15 protein-coding genes and 2 pseudogenes are annotated in these 22,290 nt (G+C 68.5%); 6 read left to right on the top strand and 11 right to left on the bottom strand.

Annotated elements, in window-relative coordinates:
• Nucleotides 1-38: 38 nt before the first annotated feature.
• Nucleotides 39-368: a hypothetical protein gene (locus FG99_RS18885; RefSeq protein ID WP_009622724.1), complete on the top strand. Its 330-nt coding sequence runs from the start codon at nt 39-41 to the stop codon at nt 366-368.
• A gap of 639 nt (nt 369-1,007) precedes the next feature.
• Nucleotides 1,008-1,718, top strand: a complete 711-nt coding sequence (locus FG99_RS18880) for a 2OG-Fe(II) oxygenase (RefSeq protein ID WP_043271826.1) — start codon at nt 1,008-1,010, stop codon at nt 1,716-1,718.
• 573 nt (nt 1,719-2,291) lie between these two features.
• On the opposite strand, the pseudogene FG99_RS18875 reads toward FG99_RS18880, so the two are convergent.
• A pseudogene (locus tag FG99_RS18875) lies at nt 2,292-2,561 on the bottom strand (acetoin dehydrogenase dihydrolipoyllysine-residue acetyltransferase subunit); the annotation flags it as partial.
• A 7-nt stretch (nt 2,562-2,568) separates the two neighbouring features.
• On the opposite strand from FG99_RS18875, the pseudogene FG99_RS31460 reads away from it, so the two are divergent.
• A pseudogene (locus tag FG99_RS31460) lies at nt 2,569-2,697 on the top strand (helix-turn-helix domain-containing protein); the annotation flags it as partial.
• 81 nt (nt 2,698-2,778) lie between these two features.
• Here FG99_RS31460 and FG99_RS18870 read toward each other — a convergent pair.
• The 10 genes from FG99_RS18870 to FG99_RS18825 form a co-directional block, all read right to left on the bottom strand.
• Nucleotides 2,779-3,528, bottom strand: coding sequence for a class I SAM-dependent methyltransferase (locus tag FG99_RS18870; RefSeq protein ID WP_043271824.1), 750 nt, complete (start codon nt 3,526-3,528; stop codon nt 2,779-2,781).
• Nucleotides 3,529-3,844: 316 nt separating this feature from the next.
• A complete protein-coding gene (locus tag FG99_RS18865) occupies nt 3,845-5,236 on the bottom strand; it encodes an efflux transporter outer membrane subunit (RefSeq protein WP_051879053.1) in 1,392 nt (463 codons plus the stop codon).
• Nucleotides 5,233-8,418: an efflux RND transporter permease subunit gene (locus FG99_RS18860; protein ID WP_043271823.1), complete on the bottom strand. Its 3,186-nt coding sequence runs from the start codon at nt 8,416-8,418 to the stop codon at nt 5,233-5,235. The genes FG99_RS18865 and FG99_RS18860 overlap by 4 nt, the downstream gene beginning before the upstream one ends.
• Nucleotides 8,419-8,535: 117 nt before the next feature.
• Nucleotides 8,536-9,768, bottom strand: a complete 1,233-nt coding sequence (gene mexE, locus FG99_RS18855; RefSeq protein ID WP_043271822.1) for a multidrug efflux RND transporter periplasmic adaptor subunit MexE — start codon at nt 9,766-9,768, stop codon at nt 8,536-8,538.
• A gap of 478 nt (nt 9,769-10,246) precedes the next feature.
• Entirely contained in the window at nt 10,247-11,149 is a 903-nt protein-coding gene (locus tag FG99_RS18850; RefSeq protein ID WP_043271821.1) for a hydroxymethylglutaryl-CoA lyase, read from the bottom strand.
• A gap of 229 nt (nt 11,150-11,378) precedes the next feature.
• Complete coding sequence (locus FG99_RS18845; RefSeq protein ID WP_043271820.1) at nt 11,379-13,328, bottom strand: acetyl/propionyl/methylcrotonyl-CoA carboxylase subunit alpha; 1,950 nt, start codon at nt 13,326-13,328, stop codon at nt 11,379-11,381.
• A gap of 89 nt (nt 13,329-13,417) precedes the next feature.
• On the bottom strand, nt 13,418-14,215 hold the full coding sequence (locus FG99_RS18840; RefSeq protein WP_043271819.1) for a gamma-carboxygeranoyl-CoA hydratase: 798 nt from the start codon (nt 14,213-14,215) through the stop codon (nt 13,418-13,420).
• Nucleotides 14,216-14,303: 88 nt separating this feature from the next.
• Nucleotides 14,304-15,911, bottom strand: coding sequence for a carboxyl transferase domain-containing protein (locus tag FG99_RS18835; RefSeq protein ID WP_043271818.1), 1,608 nt, complete (start codon nt 15,909-15,911; stop codon nt 14,304-14,306).
• 92 nt (nt 15,912-16,003) lie between these two features.
• Nucleotides 16,004-17,167, bottom strand: a complete 1,164-nt coding sequence (locus tag FG99_RS18830) for an isovaleryl-CoA dehydrogenase (RefSeq protein WP_043271817.1) — start codon at nt 17,165-17,167, stop codon at nt 16,004-16,006.
• A gap of 43 nt (nt 17,168-17,210) precedes the next feature.
• Complete coding sequence (locus FG99_RS18825; RefSeq protein WP_043271816.1) at nt 17,211-17,603, bottom strand: MerR family transcriptional regulator; 393 nt, start codon at nt 17,601-17,603, stop codon at nt 17,211-17,213.
• Between the two features lie 210 nt (nt 17,604-17,813).
• Between FG99_RS18825 and FG99_RS18820 the strand changes: the two genes are divergently transcribed.
• Genes FG99_RS18820 through FG99_RS18810 form a run of 3 tightly spaced genes read left to right on the top strand, consistent with a single transcriptional unit; the run spans nt 17,814 to nt 22,115 of the window.
• Nucleotides 17,814-19,721: a sigma-54-dependent Fis family transcriptional regulator gene (locus FG99_RS18820; RefSeq protein ID WP_043271815.1), complete on the top strand. Its 1,908-nt coding sequence runs from the start codon at nt 17,814-17,816 to the stop codon at nt 19,719-19,721.
• Nucleotides 19,721-21,454 carry an ABC transporter ATP-binding protein gene (locus FG99_RS18815; protein ID WP_043271814.1) on the top strand — a complete coding sequence of 578 codons (1,734 nt, stop codon included), beginning with the start codon at nt 19,721-19,723 and terminating at the stop codon, nt 21,452-21,454. The genes FG99_RS18820 and FG99_RS18815 overlap by 1 nt, the downstream gene beginning before the upstream one ends.
• Nucleotides 21,447-22,115, top strand: a complete 669-nt coding sequence (locus FG99_RS18810) for a subtilisin-like serine protease QhpE (RefSeq protein WP_043271813.1) — start codon at nt 21,447-21,449, stop codon at nt 22,113-22,115. Before FG99_RS18815 ends, FG99_RS18810 begins: the two co-directional genes overlap by 8 nt.
• The last annotated feature ends 175 nt before the right edge of the window (nt 22,116-22,290 follow it).

Raw genomic sequence — 22,290 nt, 5'->3', positions numbered from 1 at the left:
GTTCGTACCCCTTGACAATGACGGTTAGGTCGACCCGCATGGTTTACGTACAACGCGATGGGCAAGGAAATCTGTTGAGAGTGGAAAGCCAGCCCTTCGAAGGCATGAACGACACGCTGGCCTACCAGAGCGACGAGCTTCGGCAATGGCTGGATGCGCGCACCGAGGTGCGCAGCCGGCTGGACCTGCTGCGCCAGTCCGACCTGGAAGTGATTCGTGTGCTGGAAGACGTGGTCAACGTGCTGGTCGAGCGCGGGGTGATCCGCTACACCGACCTGCCCGAAGCGGCCCGCCGCAAACTTGATGAACGCGCCGTGGCGCGCGCTGAGCTGGAAGGCCTGGCGGACCACCCCGGCGACGACGACTGAGTGGCCGCACCGAGGCGCTTTTCGCAGGATGGGTATTGCTTCGCTCAACACCATCCTGCGAGAGGCCGTGCCCGTCCGTAGGGTAGGACCTTGTCCGCGATGGCCGGACGTTCCGGCGCGGATCGCGGATGAGATCCGCTCCTACGCCGCCCCACCTGCGCCATGCCCTGCAGGAGCGATTGTCTTGCCCCGCGCGCCGAGGCGCTCTTCGTAGGATGGGTTGAGCCTGCGAAACCCATCGGGCCATGGTGATGGGTATCGCTTCGCTCAATGCCATCCTACGAAAAGCCATGCTTCCTGGAACCGTATGAGCGGACCTTGTCCGCGATGGCCGGACGTTCCGGCGCGGATCGCGGATGAGATCCGCTCCTACGCCGCCCCCACCTGCGCCATGCCCCTGCAGGAGCGACTGTCTTGCCCCGCGCGCCGAGGCGCTCTTCGTAGGATGGGTTGAGCCTGCGAAACCCATCGGGCCATGGTGATGGGTATCGCTTCGCTCAACCCATCCTACGAGGGCATTCCTCCTGCGACTGTAGGAGCGAGCTTGCTCGCGAACCCCCGGGTTTGAAAGTCGGCATCGGGGCGCAGGGCGGCTGGCCGCTCGCCTAGACTGGCGGCATCGCCCCGCGGAGCCCGCCCATGACCCCACTCGCCAAGCGCATCGCCGCCCTGGACTGGCCAGCGCTGGCCGCGCGCCTGGACGCCGGCGGCCACGCCCTGGTCCCCGGGCTGCTCGACCCGCGTCAATGCCAATGGCTGCGCGCCCTCTACGCCCGCGACGAACCCTTCCGCAGCCGGGTGGTCATGGCCCGCCACGGTTTCGGCCTGGGCGAGTACCGCTACTTCGCCTATCCCTTGCCGGCGCCGCTGCAGACGCTGCGCGAGGCCTTCTATCCGCCCCTGGCGAACATCGCCAACGCCTGGCAACGCCGCCTGGGCCTGGCGCCGGCATACCCGCCGCGGCACGCCGAATTCCTTGAACGCTGCCACGCCGCTGGCCAACTGCGCCCCACGCCATTGCTGCTGCGCTACGGCGAGGGCGACTACAACTGCCTGCACCAGGACCTGTACGGCGAACTGGCCTTCCCGCTGCAGGTCGCCATCCTGCTGTCGCAACCGGGCGAGGAGTTCGGCGGCGGCGAGTTCGTCCTCACCGAACAGCGCCCGCGCATGCAGTCGCGGGTGGAGGTGGTGCCGTTGTGCCAGGGGGATGCCGTGGTGTTCGCTGTCTCGCAGCGGCCGGTGCGGGGCGCGCGTGGGGACTATCGGGTGAGCATGCGCCATGGGGTCAGCCGGTTGTTGTGGGGGGAGCGGTTTACATTGGGTGTCATCTTTCACGATGCGCTTTGAGGGGGAGTCCGCAACCCTCACCCCAGCCCTCTCCCAGAGGGAGAGGGGGCCGTTGGGCAGGGTTTGATGTTATGGCGTTAGCCGGCAGCCTCGGCGGTTTCCGGCAAAAGCCATTAGCTTTCTCGGCATGGACAAGCCCCCTCTCCCTTCAGGGAGAGGGCTGGGGAGAGGGTTGCGGATTTGTAGCAAGCACCCAAGGCCCCGTCTGGGCACCCCCACACAAAAAAAACCCAGCCTGACCTGAAACTTCAATGAGGCACCCCCCTACCACCGGCACGGACTGAGCCTGCTGAAGAGCCCCTCTCCCTAACCCTCTCCCTGAAGGGAGAGGGGACTGTCCGTGCCGATGCTGGAGCCGTGCCTCATTGAGGTTTCAGACGCGGATAAAACGACCAGGGAGATGGAATATCGCTTCAAGCCATACGGCCCCCTCTCCCTCTGGGAGAGGGCTGGGGTGAGGGTTGCGGACCCGCAGCAAACACCCAAACCCCCACCCGAGCACCCCCCAAAAAAAGCCCCAGCATGGCGCCAGGGCCGGGCAGCCATCCGCGGCCCAATGTCAGAGGCTCCTGTTCAGTGACGCTCGAGGAAATCCAACAGCAATGTATTCACCGCTTCCGCCGCCTCCATCTGAAGCATGTGCGCCTGTTCCGGCAGCACGTGGACTTCGGCGCTCAGGCCCTGGGCGTGGCTGGCCGGGATGATGGCATCGGCCTCGCCCCGGATCACCAGCGCCGTGTCCACGCCTTCCAGGCGCTTGTACTTGAGCATGTCTTCCAGCATCTGCCGGTTCACCAGCGCGGCGTCGGAGAACAGCTGTACCAACTGCGGCTTGAGGGCATTGGCCAGCCCCGAGCGCCAGGCCCTGCTCGACGCCCTGGTGCGCCACCGCTGGCAGCCGGGCCCCGCGGCCCAGGCCCTGGGCATCTCGCGGGCGACGCTGTACCGCTGGGTGAAGCAGCACGGCATCGAGATGCCGCGGGCGAAACGCGAACCCGCCTGCTCTTCGCACGGCGGAAACCATGGCCCGGCTGGCTCGCTCCTACGGGAAGCCTGCGCCTTATACCCTGCCCAGCCTGATGGTCAGCGGCCAGCTCACCTGGCGCGTTTCCACCTCGCTCCAGGCCGCCTGCAACTCCCCGCGCAGCGCCTCGACCGGGTCCTGGCCGGTGGCCTGGCGGTAGCTGGCCACCGCCGACCAGCTGTACAGGTAGTCGACCAGGCGCTGGAAACTCCACTGCGCCTCCAGAGCGAAGGGTGGCGTCTCCACGCGCTCGAAGGGGAAGGGGAAGGGGATGGTTTCGTAGCCGGTCTCCACATGCTTGCGTTCCGGCGCCCAGTAGGGGCCGACCAGGTCGTGGTAGAGGTGGCGGATCAGCGCGTCCAGGCGCTCGTCGATGTTCAGCAGGTTGTAGGAGACCACCGCCAGCAGCGCGCCGGGGCGCGACACGCGGCGCACCTCGGCATAGAAGCGCTCGACGTCGAACCAGTGCAGGGCCTGGGCCACCAGGGTGAGGTCGACGCTGGCCGGCTGCAGCGAGGTGCTTTCCGCCGGTTCGCAGCGGTAGTCGATGTTGCCCTCGCGGGGGGCCTGTTCCAGTTGCTTGGCGTTGATGTCGGTGGCCACCACTTGCTGGAAGTGCCGGGCCAGGTCGAGGCTGGCCTGGCCCGAGCCGCAGCCGCAATCCCAGGCCAGGGCGGTGGAGGGCGCCACCTGCGCCAGCCAGGCGAAGAACGCCGGGTCGTAGGTCGGGCGACCGGCGCGGTAGGCGTCGGCCTGCTGGCTGAACAGCTGGCGGGTGTCGGTCATGGGGGAGCTCCGGGGGCGGCGGGCGGGGGACTATCTTGCCGGTGGGTGTGGGAGGGGCTCAAGGGGCGGAGTCAGCCCGATGTCCCGGCACAACCGGGAGCGCCGTTCGCGAGCAAGCTCGCTCCTACAGGTGCAGGTGACATGCTCTCGTAGGATGGGTTGAGCGAAGCGATACCCATCGCCATGGTCCGATGGGTTTCGCAAGCTCAACCCATCCTACGAAAAGCGCTTCGGCGCAGCGGGCATAAAAAAGCCCCGCGATCAGCAGCGTGAGTCGCGGGGCCAAGTGGCCGGAGAGTGGCCAGGGAGGAACCTGTCAGGCCCGGGGTTGCCAGCCGCCGCCCAGGGCCTTGTAGATGGCGACTATGCCGCGGTAGACGTCGACTTCGGCCAGGGCCTGGGCGTCTTCGGCGGCCAGTTGTTCGCGCTCGGCGTCCAGCAGGTTTAGGAAGTCCAGGGTGCCTTCGCGGTATTGCACGCCGGCCAGTTCGGCGGCCTTGCGGCTGGCCTCGGACTGGCGCACCAGCACCAGCATGCGCTGCTGGCGCTTGCCGTAGTCGCTGAAGGCGTTGGAGGACTCTTCCAGGGCCAGCAGCACCTGCTGCTCGTAGCTGGCGAGCGCGGCGTCGGCGTCGGCCTTGGAGGCGCGCAGGCGGGCGCGCACGCTGCCCAGGTCGAAGGCGGCCCAGCTGATGGTCGGCGCCACGCCCCAGGCGCGGGCGGCGCCTGAGCCTATCTGCGAGCCGCGCCCGGCGGTGTAGCCGAGGAAGCCGCCGAGGCTCACCCGCGGGAACAGGTCGGCGGTGGCCACGCCGACATCCGCCGTGGCCGCGGCCAGCCGGCGTTCGGCGGCGCTGACGTCGGCGCGGCGGCGCAGCAGGTCGCCCGGGTCGCCGATCGGCAGGGCCTTGGCGATGGCCGGCAGCTGCTTGGGCGAGAGGTCCACGCTGAGCTGGTCCGGGCGCTGGCCGAGGAGGGTGGCGATGCGGTTGCGCTGGCGCACCTCCTCGGCCTGCAGTTGCGGCAGGGTGGCTTCGGTGGCGGCCAGGCGGGCTTCGGCGCGCTGCACGTCGAGCTCGTTGCCCACGCCGTTGTCGCGCAGCTGCACGGTCAGGTCGCGGGATTCGCTCTGGTTCTTCAGGTTGTCGCGGGCGATGCCTTCGCGCAGCTGCGCACCTCTCAGCTGGCCATAGGCGTCGGCCAGCTCGGCGATCAGGCTGACCTGCAACTGCTGCAGGTCGGCCTGGGCGGCCTGGCTCTGGGCGTCGGCCGATTCCAGTTCGCGGCGCACGCGGCCGAACAGGTCGACCTCCCAGATCATGTCCAGGCCCAGGTCGTAGCGCTCCTGGTTGACGCGGTCCTCGGTCTGCCCCGGCACCTGGCCCTTGCCGACCTGCGAGGAGGCGCGGCTGGTCACGGTGGGGAAGCGGTCGTTGGAGACGTCGTCGCGGATCGCCCGCGAGGCCAGCACGCGGTCGTAGGCCACGCGCAGCTCACGGTTTTCCTTCAGCGCCTGGTCGACCAGCTGGGTCAGCACCGGGTCGTCGAACTGTTTCCACCAGGCGTCTTCGTAACGGCTGCGGTCGAGGGACGCCGTGCCGGTTTCCAGGGCGGCCGGCGCGGTGTCCGGGCGCTTGTAGTCGGGGCCGACCATGCAGGCGCTGAGGCTCAGGGCCAGCAGCGCGGGGGCGAAGAGTTGCAGTTTCATGCGTGGCTAGCCTCGTGGGTCAGGCGTGCGTGTTTCTTCGCTTCGCGGGCTTCCATGAAGCGACGGATCAGGACGTAGAACACCGGTGTCAGCAGCAGGCCGAAGAAGGTCACCCCGAGCATCCCGGAGAACACCGCGACGCCCATCGCGTGGCGCATCTCGGCGCCGGCGCCGGTGGACAGCACCAGCGGCACCACACCCATGATGAAGGCGATGGAGGTCATCAGGATCGGCCGCAGGCGCAGGCGGCAGGCTTCCAGTACGGCGGCGACGCGGTCCATGCCTTCTTCCTGTTTGTCCTTGGCGAACTCGACGATGAGGATGGCGTTCTTGCACGCCAGGCCCACCAGTACGATCAGGCCGATCTGGGTGAAGATGTTGTTGTCGCCGCCGGCGACGATCACGCCGCCAATGGCCGACAGCAGGGTCATCGGCACGATCAGGATCACCGCCAGCGGCAGGCCCCAGCTCTCGTACAGCGCGGCGAGCACCAGGAAGGCCAGGAGCACGCACAGCGGGAAGACGAAGGCCGCGGTGTTGCCGGCGAGGATCTGCTGGTAGGTCAGGTCGGTCCACTCGTAGGTCATGCCGTTGGGCAGTTCCTGCTTGAGCAGTTTCTCCATCGCCGCCTCGGCCTGGCCGGAGCTGTAGCCGGGCGCCGCGGCGCCGTTGATCTCGGCGGTGATGAAGCCGTTGTAGTGCATCACCCGGTCGGGGCCGGAGGTGTCGCTGATCTTGATGAAGGTGGCCAGGGGGACCATTTCACCGAGGTTGTTGCGCACCTTCAACTGGCCGATCTGTTCCGGGTCCAGGCGGAAGCGTTGGTCGGCCTGGACGTTGACCTGGTAGGTGCGGCCGAAGCGGTTGAAGTCGTTGGCGTACAGCGAACCCAGGTACACCTGCAGGGTGTCGAAGATGTCGCTGATGGCCACGCCGTGGGTCTTGGCCTTCTCGCGGTCGATGGCGGCGTCCACCTGCGGCACGTTCACCTGGTAGCTGGTGAACACCGACATGGGGTTCAGCTCGGGCAGCGCGCGGGCCTTGTTGAGGATGTTCTGGGTCTGGTTGTAGAGCTCCTCGTAGCCCAGGCTGCCACGGTCCTCGACCTGCACCCGGAAGCCGCCGATGGTCCCCAGCCCCTGTACCGGCGGCGGCGGGAAGATGGCGATGTAGGCGTCCTGGATGTCGGCGAACTGCTTGTTCAGCTCGGCGGCGATCTCGCCGGCGGACATGCCCGGGCCCTTGCGCTGGTCGAAGTCCTTCAGCGGGGTGAAGACGATGCCGCTGTTCGGGCTGTTGGTGAAGCCGTTGATCGACAGGCCCGGGAAGGACACGGTGTGCTCGATGCCCGGGTGCTTGCCGGCGATTTCCGACATGCGCTTGATCACCGCCTCGGTGCGGTCGAGGGTCGCTGCGTCGGGCAGCTGGGCGAAGGCCACCAGGTACTGCTTGTCCTGTTGCGGCACGAAGCCGGTCGGGGTGCTGGAGAAGCCCAGGTAGGTCAGGCCGATCAGCCCGGCGTAGATCACCAGGGCGATCGAGCTGCCGCGCAGCACGCGGGTCACGGTGCCGACGTAGCCATGGCTGGCGCGGTCGAAGAAGCGGTTGAAGGGGCGGAACAGCCAGCTGCCCAGCAGCTTGTCGAGCACCAGCGAGAAGCGGTCCTTCGACTCGTGGTGGCCCTTGAGCAGCACGGCGGCCAGGGCCGGCGACAGGGTCAGCGAGTTGAACGCGGAGATCACGGTGGAAATCGCGATGGTCAGCGCGAACTGCCGGTAGAACTGCCCGGTGAGGCCGGAGATGAACGCGGTCGGCACGAACACGGCGCACAGCACCAGGGCGGTGGCGATGATCGGTCCGGTCACTTCCTTCATGGCGCGCTTGGTCGCCTCGATCGGTGTCAGCCCGAGGCCGATGTTTCGTTCGACGTTCTCCACCACCACGATGGCGTCGTCCACCACGATGCCGATGGCCAGCACCAGGCCGAACAGCGACAGCGCGTTGAGCGAGAAGCCGAAGGCGTGCATCACCGCAAAGGTGCCGATCAGCGACACCGGCACGGCGGCCAGCGGGATGATCGAGGCGCGCCAGGTCTGCAGGAACAGCACCACCACCAGCACCACCAGGATCAGCGCTTCGAACAGGGTGTGCACCACCGCCTCGATGGAGCCACGGACGAAGATGGTCGGGTCATAGACGATGGAGTAGTCCACGCCCTGGGGGAACTCCTTCTTCAGCTCGGCCATCTTCGCGCGCACCTCGTTGGAGATGGCGATGGCGTTGGAGCCGGGGCGCTGGAAGATCGGGATGGCCACCGCCGGCTGGTTGTCCAGCAGCGAGCGCAGGGCGTACTGGCTGGAGCCCAGTTCGATGCGCGCGATGTCCTTCAGGCGGGTGATCTCGCCGTCCGGGCCGCTGCGGATGATGATGTTCTCGAACTCCTCCTCGCTGACCAGGCGGCCCTGGGTGTTGATCGACAGCTGGAAGCTGGTGGCGCTGGGCGCGGGCGGCGCGCCGAGGGCGCCGGCGGCGACCTGGCGGTTCTGCTCGCGGATGGCGTTGACCACGTCGGTGGCGGTCAGGTTGCGCGAGGCCACCTTGTTCGGGTCGAGCCACACGCGCAGCGAGTAGTCGCCCATGCCGAACAGCTGCACGTCGCCCACGCCGTCCAGGCGCGCCAGCTCGTCCTTGATGTTGAGGATGGCGTAGTTGGACAGGTAGAGCATGTCGTAGCGGTTATCCGGCGAGGTCAGGTGCACGACCATGGTCAGGTCGGGCGAGGCCTTGTCGACGGTGATGCCGATGTGGGTGACCTCCTCGGGCAGCTTCGGCTCGGTGCGCGTCACGCGGTTCTGCACCTGCACCTGGGCGTTGTCCAGGTCGGTGCCCAGGGCGAAGGTGATGGTCAGCGTCATCTTGCCGTCGGCGGTGGACTGCGAGGACATGTAGAGCATGTTCTCGACGCCGGTGATGGCCTGCTCCAGGGGCGCGGCGACGGTCTCGCCGATCACCTTGGGGTTGGCGCCGGGGAAGGTGGCGCGCACCACCACGGTGGGCGGCACCACTTCGGGGTATTCGCTGATCGGCAACTGGAACAGCGAGATGGCCCCGCCGATCAGGATGATCAGCGAGAGCACGGCGGCGAAGATCGGCCGCTGCACGAAGAATTGCGAGAAGTTCATGGTTCGTTCCTGGCGCGCGGGGCGCTAAACCCTGGGCAAAAGGTCACCCGCGGCCCTGGGTGGGGCCAGGGCCGGGTACTGCGTTGTCGATGTGCCCCGCTCAGGGGCGGGTCGTCGTCAGATGCGGCTGGGCTTGCCCGGCGACTGCTCGGCGACCTTCGGCGGCTCGCTGTCTTCCACCGCCTGGCGCGAGCGGGCGAGGGCGGCGAGGGTGTCCGGGCTGGCCATGGGCACGCCCTGGGCATCCACCTCGGCGCCGGGGCGCACGCGCTGCAGGCCGTTGACCACGATGCGGTCGCCCTTGGCCAGGCCGCTGCGGACGATGCGCAGGCCTTCCAGCTTCGGCCCCAGCTCGATGGCGCGGTAGGCCACCTTCTTGTCGGCGCCGACCACCAGCACGAACTTCTTGCCAAGGTCGGTGCCGACCGCTTCGTCCTTGATCAGCGCGGCGTCGTAGGTGCCGGAGCCGACCAGCTTGATGCGCGCATAGAGGCCGGGGGTGTAGAGGCCGTCCTTGTTGTCGAACACCGCGCGGCCGCGGATGGTGCCGGTCTTGGGGTTGACCTGGTTGTCGAGGAAGTCCAGGCGGCCCAGGTGCGGGAAGCCGTCCTCGCCGGTCAGGCCGAGGTACACCGGGGTGCTGCCGCGGGCGTCCGGGCCGCCGGCGCGGGCCATGGCCACGTACTTCAGGTAGACGCGCTCGTCGGCGTCGAAGTAGGCGTAGACCTTGTCGGTGGAGACCAGGGTGGTGAGCAGGCTCTGCCCGGAGTTGACCAGGTTGCCGGCGGTGACTTCGGCGCGCGAGACGCGGCCGTCGATGGGCGCGGTGATCTGGGTGAACGACAGGTTCAGCCGGGCGTTGTCCAGTTCGGCCTGGGTCGCCGCGACCTGGGCGCGGGCCTCGGTGGCGGCGGCGCTGCGGGCGTCGGCCAGCTCGGCGGAGATGGCGTTGGTGGCGCGCAGGCGGTCGCCGCGGGCGGCTTCGTTGGCGGTGCGCGTCTGGTTGGCGCGGGCCTGCGCTAGCTGGGCTTCCAGGCGGTGGACCTCGGCCTGGAACGGGCGCGGGTCGATCTGGAACAGCAGGTCGCCCTTCTTCACCAGGGCGCCTTCGCGGAAGGTCACCTTGTCGATGTAGCCGGAGACGCGCGGGCGCAGCTCGACGGATTCGGGCGCCTCCAGGCGGCCGGTGAACTCGTCCCACTCGTTGACCGGCTGTTCGATGACCTCGGCGACGCTGACCTTGGGCGCGGGCATGTTCTGCGCGGCTTCCTGGGTCTTGCCGCAGGCGCTGAGCACCAGGACGGCGGCCAGTGCGAGGGGGATACGCAAGGAATTGGGTGAACGCTCCATGGGGAAGACTCCGGCATTTTTTTCTGTAATGGGCGGAGTCTGCGTTCCAGGCGTCTAAGTCGCTAATCGAACGGGAGCATTCTTATTATCACGGCCAGTGATAAACCCTGTTGCATTATCCGTATCAATCGATGGGGGATTTTCTGCTACTCGCTGTACGGTGGACCGTTTGCGTACATGGATTCAGGGAGCTTCCAGGTTCCGCTTCACGCCGAACGGTCCCCTCTCCCGCTTGCGGGGGAGGGTTAGGGAGGGGGGGCGGAGTGCAGGGTTGGCAGCGGAGTGTCGGCGAAGTCCGCAACCCTCACCCCAGCCCTCTCCCAGAGGGAGAGGGGGCCGCCCGGCGCGGGCGGTGAGTCCGGAGTCATCCTGATATGCCTGGGGCGTTATGCGCCCCAGGCTACAGGAGAGACGCCATCGTAGGATGGGTTGAGCGAAGCGATACCCATCGCCATGACCGAGCAATAGCGGCGCGGGATCAGGCCTTGGCCAGGCGGGCGCGGGCCACGCGGGAGCCGTTTTCCTTGCCGAGTACCGCACAGATGCGCTGGCCGGCGGCGATCAGGGCGTCGAGGTCGATGCCGGTGTGGATGCCCAGGCCGTTTAGCAGGTAGAGCACATCCTCGGTGGCGACGTTGCCGGTTGCGCCCTTGGCGTAGGGGCAGCCGCCGAGGCCGGCGACCGAGCTGTCGAACACGGCGATGCCTTCCAAGAGGCTTGCGTAGATGTTCGCCAGGGCCTGGCCGTAGGTGTCGTGGAAGTGCCCGGCCAGGCGTTCGCGCGGCACGCGGGCGCCGACCGTTTCGAACATGGCGCGGGTGGCGCCGGCGGTGCCGACGCCGATGGTGTCGCCCAGGGACACTTCGTAGCAGCCCATGGCGTCCAGCTCGGCGGCCACGGCGGCCACCTGCTGCACGTCCACTTCGCCCTGGTAGGGGCAGCCGAGCACGCAGGACACGTAGCCGCGCACGCGGATGCCGTGCTCGCGGGCGGCGTCCATCACCGGCACGAAGCGTTCCAGGCTCTCCTTGATGGAGCAGTTGATGTTCTTCTGCGAGAAGGCCTCGGAGGCGGCGGCGAATACTGCCACCTCCTTCACCCCGGCCTCCAGCGCGGCCTCGAAGCCCTTGAGGTTGGGCGCCAGGGCGGCGTAGGTGACGCCGGGTTTCTGCCGGATGCCGGCGAAGACTTCGGCCGAGCCGGCCATCTGCGGCACCCACTTGGGCGAAACGAAGCTGCCGACCTCGACGTAGGAAAGGCCGGCGGCGCTCAGGTCGTCCACCAGGCGCACCTTGTCGGCGACGCTGATGGGCTGTTTCTCGTTCTGCAGGCCGTCGCGCGGGCCGACTTCGACCAGGCGGACGTGTTGGGGCAGGGGCATGCTGGGTCCTCGTTGTGTTCTGTGGGGAACTGTCCTGCGCAGCGGCGGCGGGCGGAGCGTAGGGCGTATAACCGTTCGCGGTTATCCGCCGCTTCACCGATCTCATGCCCGGCTTCCCGGTCGAGCCTGGAGCGCTCCGAAACAGGTGCTCCGTGACCAAATCCGCATCGCGCCGGAAGCCAAGGCCAAACGGCGTATAACGCGGAGCGTTATACGCCCTACGCAAGGCTCAGGCTTCTTCCAACTCCACCAGCGCCGTACCCTCGGCCACCAGTTCGCCTTCGCTGCAATACAGCGATTTCACCACGCCGGCGTGCGGCGCGCGAATGCTGTGTTCCATCTTCATGGCTTCCAGCACCACCAGGGCGGCGCCGGCTTCCACGCTTTGCCCGGGCTGGACCAGGATGCGCACGATGCTGCCGTTCATCGGCGCGCCCAGGCCGCCGTGGTGGGCGTGGGCGGCCTCGGCTTCGGCGATGGCGTCGTAGCGGCGCACCGGCACCAGCTCGCCCTGCCATTCCAGGTACAGGCTGTCGCCCTGGCGCAGGGCCAGGTGGCGGCGGCGCAGGCCGTCGAGGTCCACTTCCAGCCATTCGCCCTTGAGCGTCGCGCCGCGCACGCCATCGGCATGGCGCAGGCGCACCACCTGGGCTTCGCCCTTGGCCAGCAGGTGCAGGTCGGTTTCCCCCGGCAAGCCGCTGCGCCAGCCATCGCGGGCGCTCCACGGGGAGTGGGCGTCGTCGTTGCGCACGCGCTCGGCTTCGCTTTGCGCCCAGGCCTCGCCGGCCAGTTGCCAGAATTGCGGCGGCAGTTCGCCGGGCGCCGGCAGCAGTTGTTCCTGGTGGCGGGCGATGAAGCCGGTGTCCAGCTCGGCGGCGGCGAAGGCCGGGTGGGCCAGCACGCGGCGCAGGAACGCCAGGTTGGTCTTGAAGCCGCCCACTGCGGTTTCGCCAAGCATCGCCAGCAGGCGCTGGCGGGCTTCCTCGCGGTTCTCGCCCCAGGCGATCAGCTTGGCCAGCATGGGGTCGTAGAACGGCGAGATGTCGTCGCCCTCGCGGATGCCGCTGTCCACCCGGCGGCCGGGGCCGGCCGGCGGTTCGCGGTACAGCGCCAGGTGGCCGCTGGCGGGCAGGAAGCCGCCTTCCGGGTCCTCGGCGTAGAGGCGCACTTCGATGGCGTGGCCGTTCAGCGGCACCTGTTCCTGAGTGATCGGCAGCGGCTCGCCACGGGCCACGCGGATCTGCCAGGCCACCAGGTCGAGGCCGGTGATGGCCTCGGTGACCGGGTGTTCCACCTGCAGGCGGGTGTTCATCTCCATGAAGAAGAACTGGCCGCTGCCTTCGTCGTAGAGGAACTCCACGGTGCCGGCGCCGACGTAGCCGATGGCCTGGGCGGCGCGCACGGCGGCCTCGCCCATGCCGCGGCGCAGTTCCACCGAGAGGCCGGGGGCGGGGGCTTCCTCGACCACCTTCTGGTGGCGGCGCTGGATCGAGCAGTCGCGCTCGTTGAGGTACAGGCAGTTGCCGTGCTTGTCGGCGAACACCTGGATTTCCACGTGGCGCGGCTTGGTCAGGTATTTCTCCACCAGCATGCGCGAGTCGCCGAAGCCGGACTGGGCCTCGCGCTGGGCGGATTCCAGGGCCTCGGCCAGTTCGCTTTCGCGCTCCACCACCTTCATGCCCTTGCCGCCACCGCCGGCGGCGGCCTTGAGCAGCACCGGGTAGCCGATGCGCGCGGCTTCGCGCTGGAAGGTCGGGTAGTCCTGGGCCTCGCCGTGGTAGCCGGGCACCAGGGGCACGCCGGCGTCTTCCATCAGCGCTTTGGCCGCGGACTTGCTGCCCATGGCGTCGATGGCGCTGGCCGGCGGGCCGAGGAACACCAGCCCGGCCTCTTCGCAGGCGCGGGCGAAGCCGGCGTTCTCCGAGAGGAAGCCGTAGCCGGGGTGGATGGCCTGGGCGCCGGCGGCCTTGGCCGCGGCCAGCACGGCGTCGGCGCGCAGGTAGGACTCGGCGGGCTTGGCGCCGCCCAGGTCGATGGCGATGTCCGCCTCCTCGACGTGGCGGGCGTGGCGGTCGGTGGCGCTGTGCACGGCGACGGTGGTCAGGCCCAGGGCCTTGGCGGTGCGCATCACCCGGCAGGCGATCTCGCCGCGGTTGGCCACCAGTAGCGTTGTAATCATTGTTTTGCTCCGTTGAAGAGCTGGAAGCCGGAAGCTATAAGCTGGAAGCTGAAGAGCACTCCCCGCTTCAAGCTTCCGGCTTCAAGCTTCTAGCTGCTCTTCTGCCATTTCGGTTTGCGTTTCTCGAGGAAGGCGTGCAGCCCTTCCTGGCCTTCGGGGCTGATGCGGATGCGGGCGATGGCGGCCTCGGTGTAGCGGCGTAGGTTGGGGCTCAATTCTCCGCTGCCGATCTCCTGGAACAGCGCCTTGCAGGCCACCAGCGCGGCCGGACTGTTGTTCAGCAGGTTGGCGACCCAGGCCTCGACCTTCTCCTCCAGCTCCTCGGTGGCGTAGCACTCGTCCAGCAGGCCCAGCTCGCGGGCGCGGGCGCCGTCGAAGCGCTCGGCGGTGAGGGCGTAGCGGGTGGCCGCGCGCTGGCCGATGGCCTTGGTCACGAAGGGCCCGATGGTCGCCGGGATCAGCCCGATGCGCACCTCGGACAGGCAGAACTGCGCCTGCTCGCTGCCCAGGGCCATGTCGCAGCAGGCCACCAGGCCCACGCCGCCGCCGAAGGCCGCGCCCTGGACTACGGCCAGGGTCGGTTTCTTCAGCAGGTGCAGGTTGTTCAGCAGCTCGGCCAGTTGCTGGGCGTCGGCGAGGTTGCCCTGGTAGTCGAGCTTCACCGCCTCCTGCATCCAGGCCAGGTCGGCGCCGCCGCAGAAGTGCCTGCCGCGGCCGCGCAGCACCAGCAGGCGCACTTCGGCGTCGTCGGCCACCTGGTCCAGCGCCCGGATCAGCTCGGCGATGGTGGCGGCGTTGAAGGCGTTGTTCTTGTCCGGGCGGTTCAGCCACAGGGTGGCGACGCCGCGGTCGTCTTTCTCTAGCTGGATGTTTTCGTAAGTAGGCATGGTCGTTTCCTGGCTGGAAGCCGAAAGCTGGAAGCTGGAAGCGAAAGCCGCGCGACTTCCAGCTTCCGGCTTCAAGCTTCCAGCTTTCTTACATCCTGAATACGCCGAAGCGGGTCGGCTCGATAGGCGCGTTGAGCGAGGCGGACAGGGCCAGGGCGAGCACTTCGCGGGTCTGAGCCGGGTCGATCACGCCGTCGTCCCACAGCCGCGCGCTGGAGTAGTAGGGGTGCCCCTGGCGCTCGTACTGGGCGAGGATCGGCGCCTTGATCTTCGCTTCTTCCTCGGCGCTCAGCGTATTGCCGGCGCGCTCGGCCTGCTCGCGCTTGACCTGGGCCAGCACGCCCGCGGCCTGCTCGCCGCCCATCACGCCGATCCGCGCGTTGGGCCACATCCACAGGAAGCGCGGGTCGTAGGCGCGGCCGCACATGCCGTAGTTGCCGGCGCCGAAGCTGCCGCCGATGATCACGGTGAACTTCGGCACCTGGGCGCAGGCCACCGCGGTGACCAGCTTGGCGCCGTGCTTGGCGATGCCGCCGGCCTCGTACTTCTGGCCGACCATGAAGCCGGTGATGTTCTGCAGGAACAGCAGCGGGATGCCGCGCTGGCAGGCCAGTTCGATGAAGTGCGCGCCTTTCTGCGCGGCCTCGGCGAAGAGGATGCCGTTGTTCGCCAGGATGGCGATGGGGTAGCCGTGCAGGTGGGCGAAGCCGCACACCAAGGTGGTGCCGAACAGCGCCTTGAACTCGTCGAACTCACTGCCGTCGACCAGGCGGGCGATGATCTCGCGCACGTCGAACGGCTGCTTGCTGTCCACCGGAATCACCCCGTACAGCTCCTCGGCCGGGTACAGCGGCGCGCGCGGGGGCAGGGTGTTGAGCTTGCCCTGCTTGGTCCAGTTGAGGTTGGCGATGCAGCGGCGGGCGATGGCCAGGGCGTGGGCGTCGTCCTCGGCGTAGTGGTCGGCCACGCCGCTGGTCTTGCAGTGCACGTCGGCGCCGCCCAGGTCCTCGGCGCTGACCACTTCGCCGGTGGCGGCCTTCACCAGCGGCGGGCCGGCGAGGAAGATGGTGGCCTGCTCGCGGACCATGATGGTCTCGTCGCTCATCGCCGGCACGTAGGCGCCGCCGGCGGTGCACGAACCCATCACCACGGCGATCTGCGGGATGCCCTGGGCGCTCATGTTGGCCTGATTGAAGAAGATCCGCCCGAAGTGCTCGCGGTCGGGGAACACCTCGTCCTGGCGTGGCAGGTTGGCGCCGCCGGAGTCCACCAGGTAGATGCACGGCAGGCGGTTCTGCTGGGCGATGGCCTGGGCGCGCAGGTGCTTCTTCACGGTCAGCGGGTAGTAGCTGCCGCCCTTCACCGTGGCGTCGTTGCCGACGATCATGCATTCCACGCCTTCCACGCGGCCGATGCCGGCGACCACGCCGGCGGCGGCCACGTCCTCGCCATAAACCTCATGGGCGGCCAGGGCGGAGACTTCGAGGAACGGCGAGCCGGCGTCGAGCAGACGGTTGATGCGCTCGCGCACCAGCAGCTTGCCGCGCGCGCTGTGCTTGGCCTGGGCAGCGGCGCCGCCGCCTTCATGCACGCGGCCGAGCAGGGCGCGCAGGTCTTGGACGCTCTCCAGCATGGTCGCGGCGTTGGCGGCGTATTCGGGGGAGCGCGGGTTGATCTGGGTATGCAGTAGGGCCATGAAAACCTCGAGAAGAGCGCTGTAGGCTGGAGGCTGGACGAGGACTGGAGCGGCTTTTTCGTCCAGCCTTCAGCCTCCAGCGGCTTTTATCGTTATTTGGTTTCGTTGAACAGTTCGCGCCCAATCAACATCCGACGGATCTCGCTGGTGCCGGCGCCGATCTCGTAGAGCTTGGCGTCGCGCAGCAGGCGGCCGGTGGGGAACTCGTTGATGTAGCCGTTGCCGCCGAGGATCTGGATGGCGTCCAGGGCCATTTGCGTCGCGCGCTCGGCGGTGTAGAGGATCACCCCGGCGGCGTCCTTGCGGGTGGTCTCGCCACGGTCGCAGGCCTGGGCGACTGCATAGAGGTAGGCGCGGCTGGCGTTGAGCTGGGTGTACATGTCGGCGACCTTGCCCTGGATCAGCTGGAACTCGCCGATGCTCTGGCCGAACTGCTTGCGGTCGTGGATGTAGGGGACGATCACGTCCATGCACGCCTGCATGATGCCGATCGGGCCGCCGGCAAGTACCACGCGCTCGTAGTCCAGGCCGCTCATCAGCACCTTCACGCCGCCGTTGACCGCGCCCAGCACGTTCTCTTCCGGCACTTCCACGTCATCGAAGAACAGCTCGCAGGTGTTCGAGCCGCGCATGCCCAGCTTGTCGAACTTGCTGCCGCGGCTGAAGCCCTTCCAGTCGCGCTCGACGATGAATGCGGTGATGCCGTGGGCGCCCTTTTCCGGCTCGGTCTTGGCGTAGATCACGTAGGTGTTGGCGTCCGGGCCGTTGGTGATCCAGGTCTTGCTGCCGTTGAGCACGAAGCGGTCGCCGCGCTTCTCGGCGCGCAGCTTCATGGACACCACGTCGGAGCCGGCATTGGGCTCGCTCATGGCCAGGGCGCCGACGTGCTCGCCGCTGATCAGCTTGGGCAGGTATTTCGCCTTCTGCTCGGCGCTGCCATTGCGCTTTATCTGGTTGACGCACAGGTTGGAGTGCGCGCCGTAGGACAGGCCGACCGAGGCCGAGCCGCGGCTGATTTCCTCGATGGCGATAACGTGGGCCAGGTAGCCCATGTTGGCGCCGCTGTATTCCTCGCTGACGGTGATGCCGAGCAGGCCCATGTCGCCGAACTTCTTCCACATGTCCATGGGGAACAGGTTGTCGGCGTCGATCTGCGCGGCGCGCGGGGCCAGCTCGCTGGCGACGAAGCCCTGCACCTGCTCGCGGAGCATGTCGATGGTTTCGCCGAGGCCGAAGTTGAGGGACGGGTAGCTCATGGTTGCACCTGCTTTCTTGTACTTGGATAAGGGTAGGGCGCGCTCAGGCGCGCTGTTTCTTCTCGGTCTCGGCCAGGGCCGCCAGGCAGCGTTCCTCGGCCGTGTCCAGTTCCAGCTTCATCTGCTCGATGTCGAGCAGCTGCTGCTCCAGCTGCGCGCGGCGCGCGGCGATCTTGCCCATGAAGGTATCGAGCTGCTTGCGGTTGCCGCTGCTGGGGTCGTAGAGGTCGATCAGCTCCTTGCACTCGGCCAGCGAGAAGCCGATGCGCTTGCCGCGCAGGATCAGCTTCAGCGCCACCAGGTCCTTGGGGCTGTAGATGCGTTCCTGGCCGCGGCGCTCGGGGCTGAGCATGCCTTGCTCCTCGTAGAAGCGGATGGCGCGGGTGGTCACGTCCAGTTCGCGGGCCAGGTCGGAAATGCTGTAGGTGGTCGGCATCGGGCTTGCTCGTTCGTTTACCTTTACGTTAACGTAAACCTGCGTCGAGGGGCTGTCAATCACTTCGCCGCCGACCGGCTGGCCCGCTAATTGCGTGCGTTGCCGGGCAACCGGGAGTCCTCTTTACTGAAGGGGAGGACGGGTGTAGACAGTCCCTGACCAGCCTGACGTCCCGCGCGGCAACGCACCGCGCGGGCAAGCGGAGCCGAGATCGACATGACAAGAACAATAGGCAGCGACCTGCTGCGCGAGGCCCACCGGGCCCGCGAACGCCTGCAGCGCGAGGGCGAGCTACCCGCCGGCGTGCTGCGCGAGGAAATCGACGCCTCCTGGCGGCGCAGCCTGGGCCACGGCCTGGACTGCGGCAGCGGCAACGACCAGGAGCTGGACAACCGCGCCGGCATCGAGCTGCTGCTGGAGAACAACCGCCTGCTGCTCGACGCCGCCACCCCCGAACTGGACTTCCTGCGCCAGCGCCAGGGTCACGACGCCCTGGTGATCCTGGCCAACGCCGACGCCACCATCGTCTCGGTGGCCGGCGCCCACGAGCGCCTGCGCCGCATCGGCCTGGAAGACATCGCCCCGGGCGCCTGCTGGAGCGAGGCCGCGCGCGGCACCAACGCCCTGGGCACCGCCCTGGTGGAAGGCCGCGCCACCCAGATCGACTGCGGCGAGCACTACCTGGAGCGGCTCAGCCGCTTCTCCTGCACCTCCGTGCCCATCAGTTGCCCCCAGGGCAATCTGCTCGGGGTGCTCGACCTGACCCGCGAAGGCCCCCTGGCCGGCCCGGTGGAAAGCCTCAGCCTGCTCAACCGCGCCGCGGTGCAGATCGAGGAACGGCTGTTCGCCGCCAGCTTCCCGGGGCAGGTGGTGCTGTCTTTCCACAGCCGCCGCCAGTACCTGGATTCGCCCTGGCAGGGCCTGCTGGCGCTGAGCCTGGAGGGCCGCATCCTGGCCCTCAGCACGCCGGCCTGCCAGTTGCTCGGCGCGCCGCGCGAGACGCTGATCGGGCGCCGCTGCGAAGACCTGCTGGGCGCCAGGGGCGAGCAACTGCTCGCGCGCCTGCAGTCCGGCGCCCTGGGCAGCCTGCAGACGGCCAAGGGCGAGTTCTTCTACAAGGTGCTGCAGGCGCCGCTGCGCGCCAGCGCGGTGTCGGTGCCGGCGCGCCAGCCGCAGCGCCCGGCCCCGGCCGCGCCGGACCTGGAAGCCCTGGCCGGCGGCAACCCGCGCTACGCCCGCGCTTTGCGCATGGCCCGCCAGGGCCTGCTGAACGAACTGCCGGTGCTGCTGCTGGGCGAGACCGGCAGCGGCAAGGAGGTGGTGGCGCGCGCTCTGCACCAGAGCAGTGCGCGCTCCGGCAAGCCGTTCATCGCGGTGAACTGCGCGGCCATCCCCGAAGGGCTGATCGAATCCGAACTGTTCGGCTACCGCGAGGGCGCCTTCACCGGCTCGCGCCGCGGCGGCATGGTCGGCCGCCTGCAACAGGCCCACGGCGGCACCCTGTTCCTCGACGAGATCGGCGACATGCCCCTGGCCCTGCAGGCCCGCCTGCTGCGCGTGCTGCAGGAGCGCAAGGTGGCGCCGCTGGGCGCGGGCGAGGAGCAGGACATAGACGTGGCGCTGATCTGCGCCACCCACCGCGACCTCAAGCGCCAGGTGGAAGAGAAGCACTTCCGCGAAGACCTCTACTACCGCGTCAACGGCATCAGCGTGCGCCTGCCGGCCCTGCGCGAGCGCGACGACCTCGGCCAGCTGGCCCAGGGCCTGCTGGCCAAGCTGGGCGCGCCCGAGGCGCGGCTGGACGACGAACTCTTCGCGCTGCTGGCCGACTACCACTGGCCGGGCAACATCCGCCAGCTGGAAATGGTGCTGCGCACCGCCCTGGCCATGCGCGAGCAGGGCGAAAACACCCTGGGCCTGGAACACCTGCCGGACAGCACCCTGGAAGAACTCGCTGCCGGCGAGCGGCAGCCCTGTGGGCGCATCCGCGAGACCGAGATGGAGCTGATCCGCCAGGCCCTGGACCGCCACCAGGGCAACGTCTCGGCGGCCGCCGACGCCCTGGGCATCAGCCGCGCCACCCTGTACCGCAAGCTCAAGCAACTGAAGGGCGGCTGATGTTCTTCACCCGCCTGATCGACAGCGACGACCCCAAGGCCCTCAAGGAGGCGCTGCACTGGCTGTACGGCTTCGTCCGCCCGCAGCGCCTGGCCATCCTCGGCCTGCTCGGCCTGGCCCTGTGCGCCTCGCTGCTGGCCCTGGCGCAACCCTGGCTGACCAAGCTGCTGATCGACGACGGCCTGCTGGCCCGCGACTTCCCCCTGCTGGCGCTGCTGGCCGGGGTGATGATCGTGGTCGGGCTGGTCGGCACCGTGCTGTCGGGGCTCAACCGCTACCTGCACACGCGGCTCTCCGGGCGCATCCTGTTCGCCCTGCGCGATGCGCTGTACCGCCACCTGCAAAGCCTCTCGCCGACCTTCTTCGCCCGCCGCCGCATCGGCGACCTGATGTCGCGGCTGGACGGCGACGTGGCTGAAATCCAGCGCTTCGCGGTGGACTCGCTGTTCTCCGCGGTGTCCGCCGTGATCGGCCTGGTCGGCTCGCTGGCGTTGCTGCTGACGCTCAGTTGGCAACTGTCGCTGCTGGTCGCCGTGCTGATCCCGCTGGACGTGCTCTGGCTGCGCTGGATGCGCAAGAAGGTCGAGTGCGAGGCGCGCCAACTGCGCGAGCGCTCGGCCGACCTGTCGTCGTTCTTCGTCGAGACCCTGCCGGCGATGAAGTTCATCCAGTCCGCCGGCCAGCAGGGCCGCGAGGCGCAGCGCCTGGAAGGGCTGGGCCAGGGCTACCTGGGCCAGCTGCTGCGCCTGCAACTGACCGAATTCTTCACCCAGGCGCTGCCGGGGACGCTGATGTCGCTGTCGCGCGCCTGCGCCTTTCTGGTCGGCGGCTACTGGGTAGTGCAGGGGACCTGGCAACTGGGCTCGCTGATCGCCTTCTCCACCTACCTGGGCATGGCCATCGGCCCGGTGCAGAGCCTGCTCGGCCTGTACGTGGCGCTGCAACGCATGACCGTCAGCCTGGGCCGGGTCATGGAGCTGCGCGGCGAAGCGCCGGGCGTGGCGTCGCCGGCGCAGCCCAGGCCGATGCCGAACGTCGGCGAACTGCGCCTGCAAGGCGTGAGCTTCAACCACGCCGGCCGCAGCCAACCCTTGCTGGAGCAGGTGGACGCCTGCATCCCGGCCGGGCGCAAAGTGGCCCTGAGCGGGCCCTCGGGCGTCGGCAAGTCGACCCTGACCGACCTGCTGCAACGCTTCTACGACCCCGACCAGGGGCGCATCCTGCTGGACGGCGTGGACCTGCGCGAGCTGGACCTGTTCGAGCTGCGCCGGCGCATCGCCGTGGTCAGCCAGGAGCTGGTGCTGTTCCGCGGCAGCCTGGCGGACAACCTGTCGTACAGCGCGCCCCACGTCAGCCGCGAGGAGATCGAAAGGGTAGCGACCCTGGCGCAGCTGGACGGCCTGATCGACAGCCTGCCCGAAGGCCTCGACAGCCCCCTGGGCGAGCGCGGCCAGCAATTGTCCGGCGGGCAGAAGCAGCGCATCGCCATCGCCCGCGCGCTGCTGCAGGACCCGCTGGTGCTGATCCTCGACGAAGCCACCTCGCAGGTGGACGAAAGCACCGAGCGCGAGGTGATAGCCGCCATCGACCGGCTGTTCGCCGGGCGCACGCGCATCCTCGTCAGCCACCGCCCCTCGACATTGGCCGAGGCCGACCTGCGCCTGGAGCTGCAGGACGGCCAACTGAGCGTGCGCGAGGTGCCGCTGGTGGCCGTGGGAGGGCAGGGTGGCTGAGGTGCGGGTGGGAGTGGTCGACAGCGGCCATGCCGTGGAGCAGGCGGGTTGCGTGGTGGCCGGGCAGCGTTTCTGTCTGGCCGATGAGGGAGTGGACCGATTGCCACTGGCGGCCGATGTTTTGGGCCATGGCTCGGCGGTGATCCAGGCGGTGCTTGCCCGGGCGCCGCAAGCGCGCTTCAGCGTGGCCCAGGTGTTCGATGGACGTGGCGTGACCAGCCCGCTGCAGATCGCGGCTGCGTTGCAGTGGCTAGGCGGGCAGGGTGCGCGCGTGGTCAACCTGAGTCTGGGTGTGCGCCAGGATCGGCCGATCCTCCGCGAGGCCGTCGCCGAACTGGTGGAGGCGGGCGTTCTGGTCTGCGCGTCGAGCCCGGCGCGGGGCGAGCCGGTGTTTCCGGCGGCCTATCCGGGGGTGGTGCGGGTGACCGGGGATGCGCGGTGTGGCGAGGGAGAGTGGTCTTGGCTGGGGAGTGCGCAGGCGGATTTCGGGGCGGCTGTGCGGGTTGTGGGGCAGGCGGGGGCTAGCCTTGGCTGTGCGGCTTTTTGTGGGCACGTGGCGGCTTTGCTGGGGGAGCGGCCGGCGTTGTCGAATGAAGAATTGTTGGCGCTGATGCGTGAGGGGGCTATGTACAAGGGCATCGAGCGGAAGGTGAGCTTATGAGTGGGGTTGGGTTCCTTTCCCTCTCCCTAACCCTCTCCCTGAAGGGAGAGGGGACTGTTCGGAGTGGCTGCGAGGTTCGACATTCCGCCGGCCACGTCGGAGCAGCAGGATGACTCGGAATTCAAGTTCGCACCGAACGGCTCCCTCTCCCTTCAGGGAGAGGGCTGGGGAGAGG

It is taken from the genome of Pseudomonas sp. AAC (genome assembly GCF_000725445.1).
GTDB lineage: Bacteria > Pseudomonadota > Gammaproteobacteria > Pseudomonadales > Pseudomonadaceae > Pseudomonas > Pseudomonas citronellolis.
This window is presented reverse-complemented; position numbering and strand designations above follow the sequence as displayed.

Coding starts and splice junctions, on each gene's coding strand:
- FG99_RS18850 (WP_043271821.1), bottom strand. CDS start 11,149: ATGCCCCTGCCCCAACACGTCCGCCTGGTCGAAGTCGGCCCGCGCGAC.
- FG99_RS18870 (WP_043271824.1), bottom strand. CDS start 3,528: ATGACCGACACCCGCCAGCTGTTCAGCCAGCAGGCCGACGCCTACCGC.
- FG99_RS18885 (WP_009622724.1), top strand. CDS start 39: ATGGTTTACGTACAACGCGATGGGCAAGGAAATCTGTTGAGAGTGGAA.
- FG99_RS18815 (WP_043271814.1), top strand. CDS start 19,721: ATGTTCTTCACCCGCCTGATCGACAGCGACGACCCCAAGGCCCTCAAG.
- FG99_RS18865 (WP_051879053.1), bottom strand. CDS start 5,236: ATGAAACTGCAACTCTTCGCCCCCGCGCTGCTGGCCCTGAGCCTCAGC.
- FG99_RS18860 (WP_043271823.1), bottom strand. CDS start 8,418: ATGAACTTCTCGCAATTCTTCGTGCAGCGGCCGATCTTCGCCGCCGTG.
- FG99_RS18830 (WP_043271817.1), bottom strand. CDS start 17,167: ATGAGCTACCCGTCCCTCAACTTCGGCCTCGGCGAAACCATCGACATG.
- FG99_RS18845 (WP_043271820.1), bottom strand. CDS start 13,328: ATGATTACAACGCTACTGGTGGCCAACCGCGGCGAGATCGCCTGCCGG.
- FG99_RS18880 (WP_043271826.1), top strand. CDS start 1,008: ATGACCCCACTCGCCAAGCGCATCGCCGCCCTGGACTGGCCAGCGCTG.
- FG99_RS18825 (WP_043271816.1), bottom strand. CDS start 17,603: ATGCCGACCACCTACAGCATTTCCGACCTGGCCCGCGAACTGGACGTG.
- FG99_RS18835 (WP_043271818.1), bottom strand. CDS start 15,911: ATGGCCCTACTGCATACCCAGATCAACCCGCGCTCCCCCGAATACGCC.
- mexE (WP_043271822.1), bottom strand. CDS start 9,768: ATGGAGCGTTCACCCAATTCCTTGCGTATCCCCCTCGCACTGGCCGCC.
- FG99_RS18840 (WP_043271819.1), bottom strand. CDS start 14,215: ATGCCTACTTACGAAAACATCCAGCTAGAGAAAGACGACCGCGGCGTC.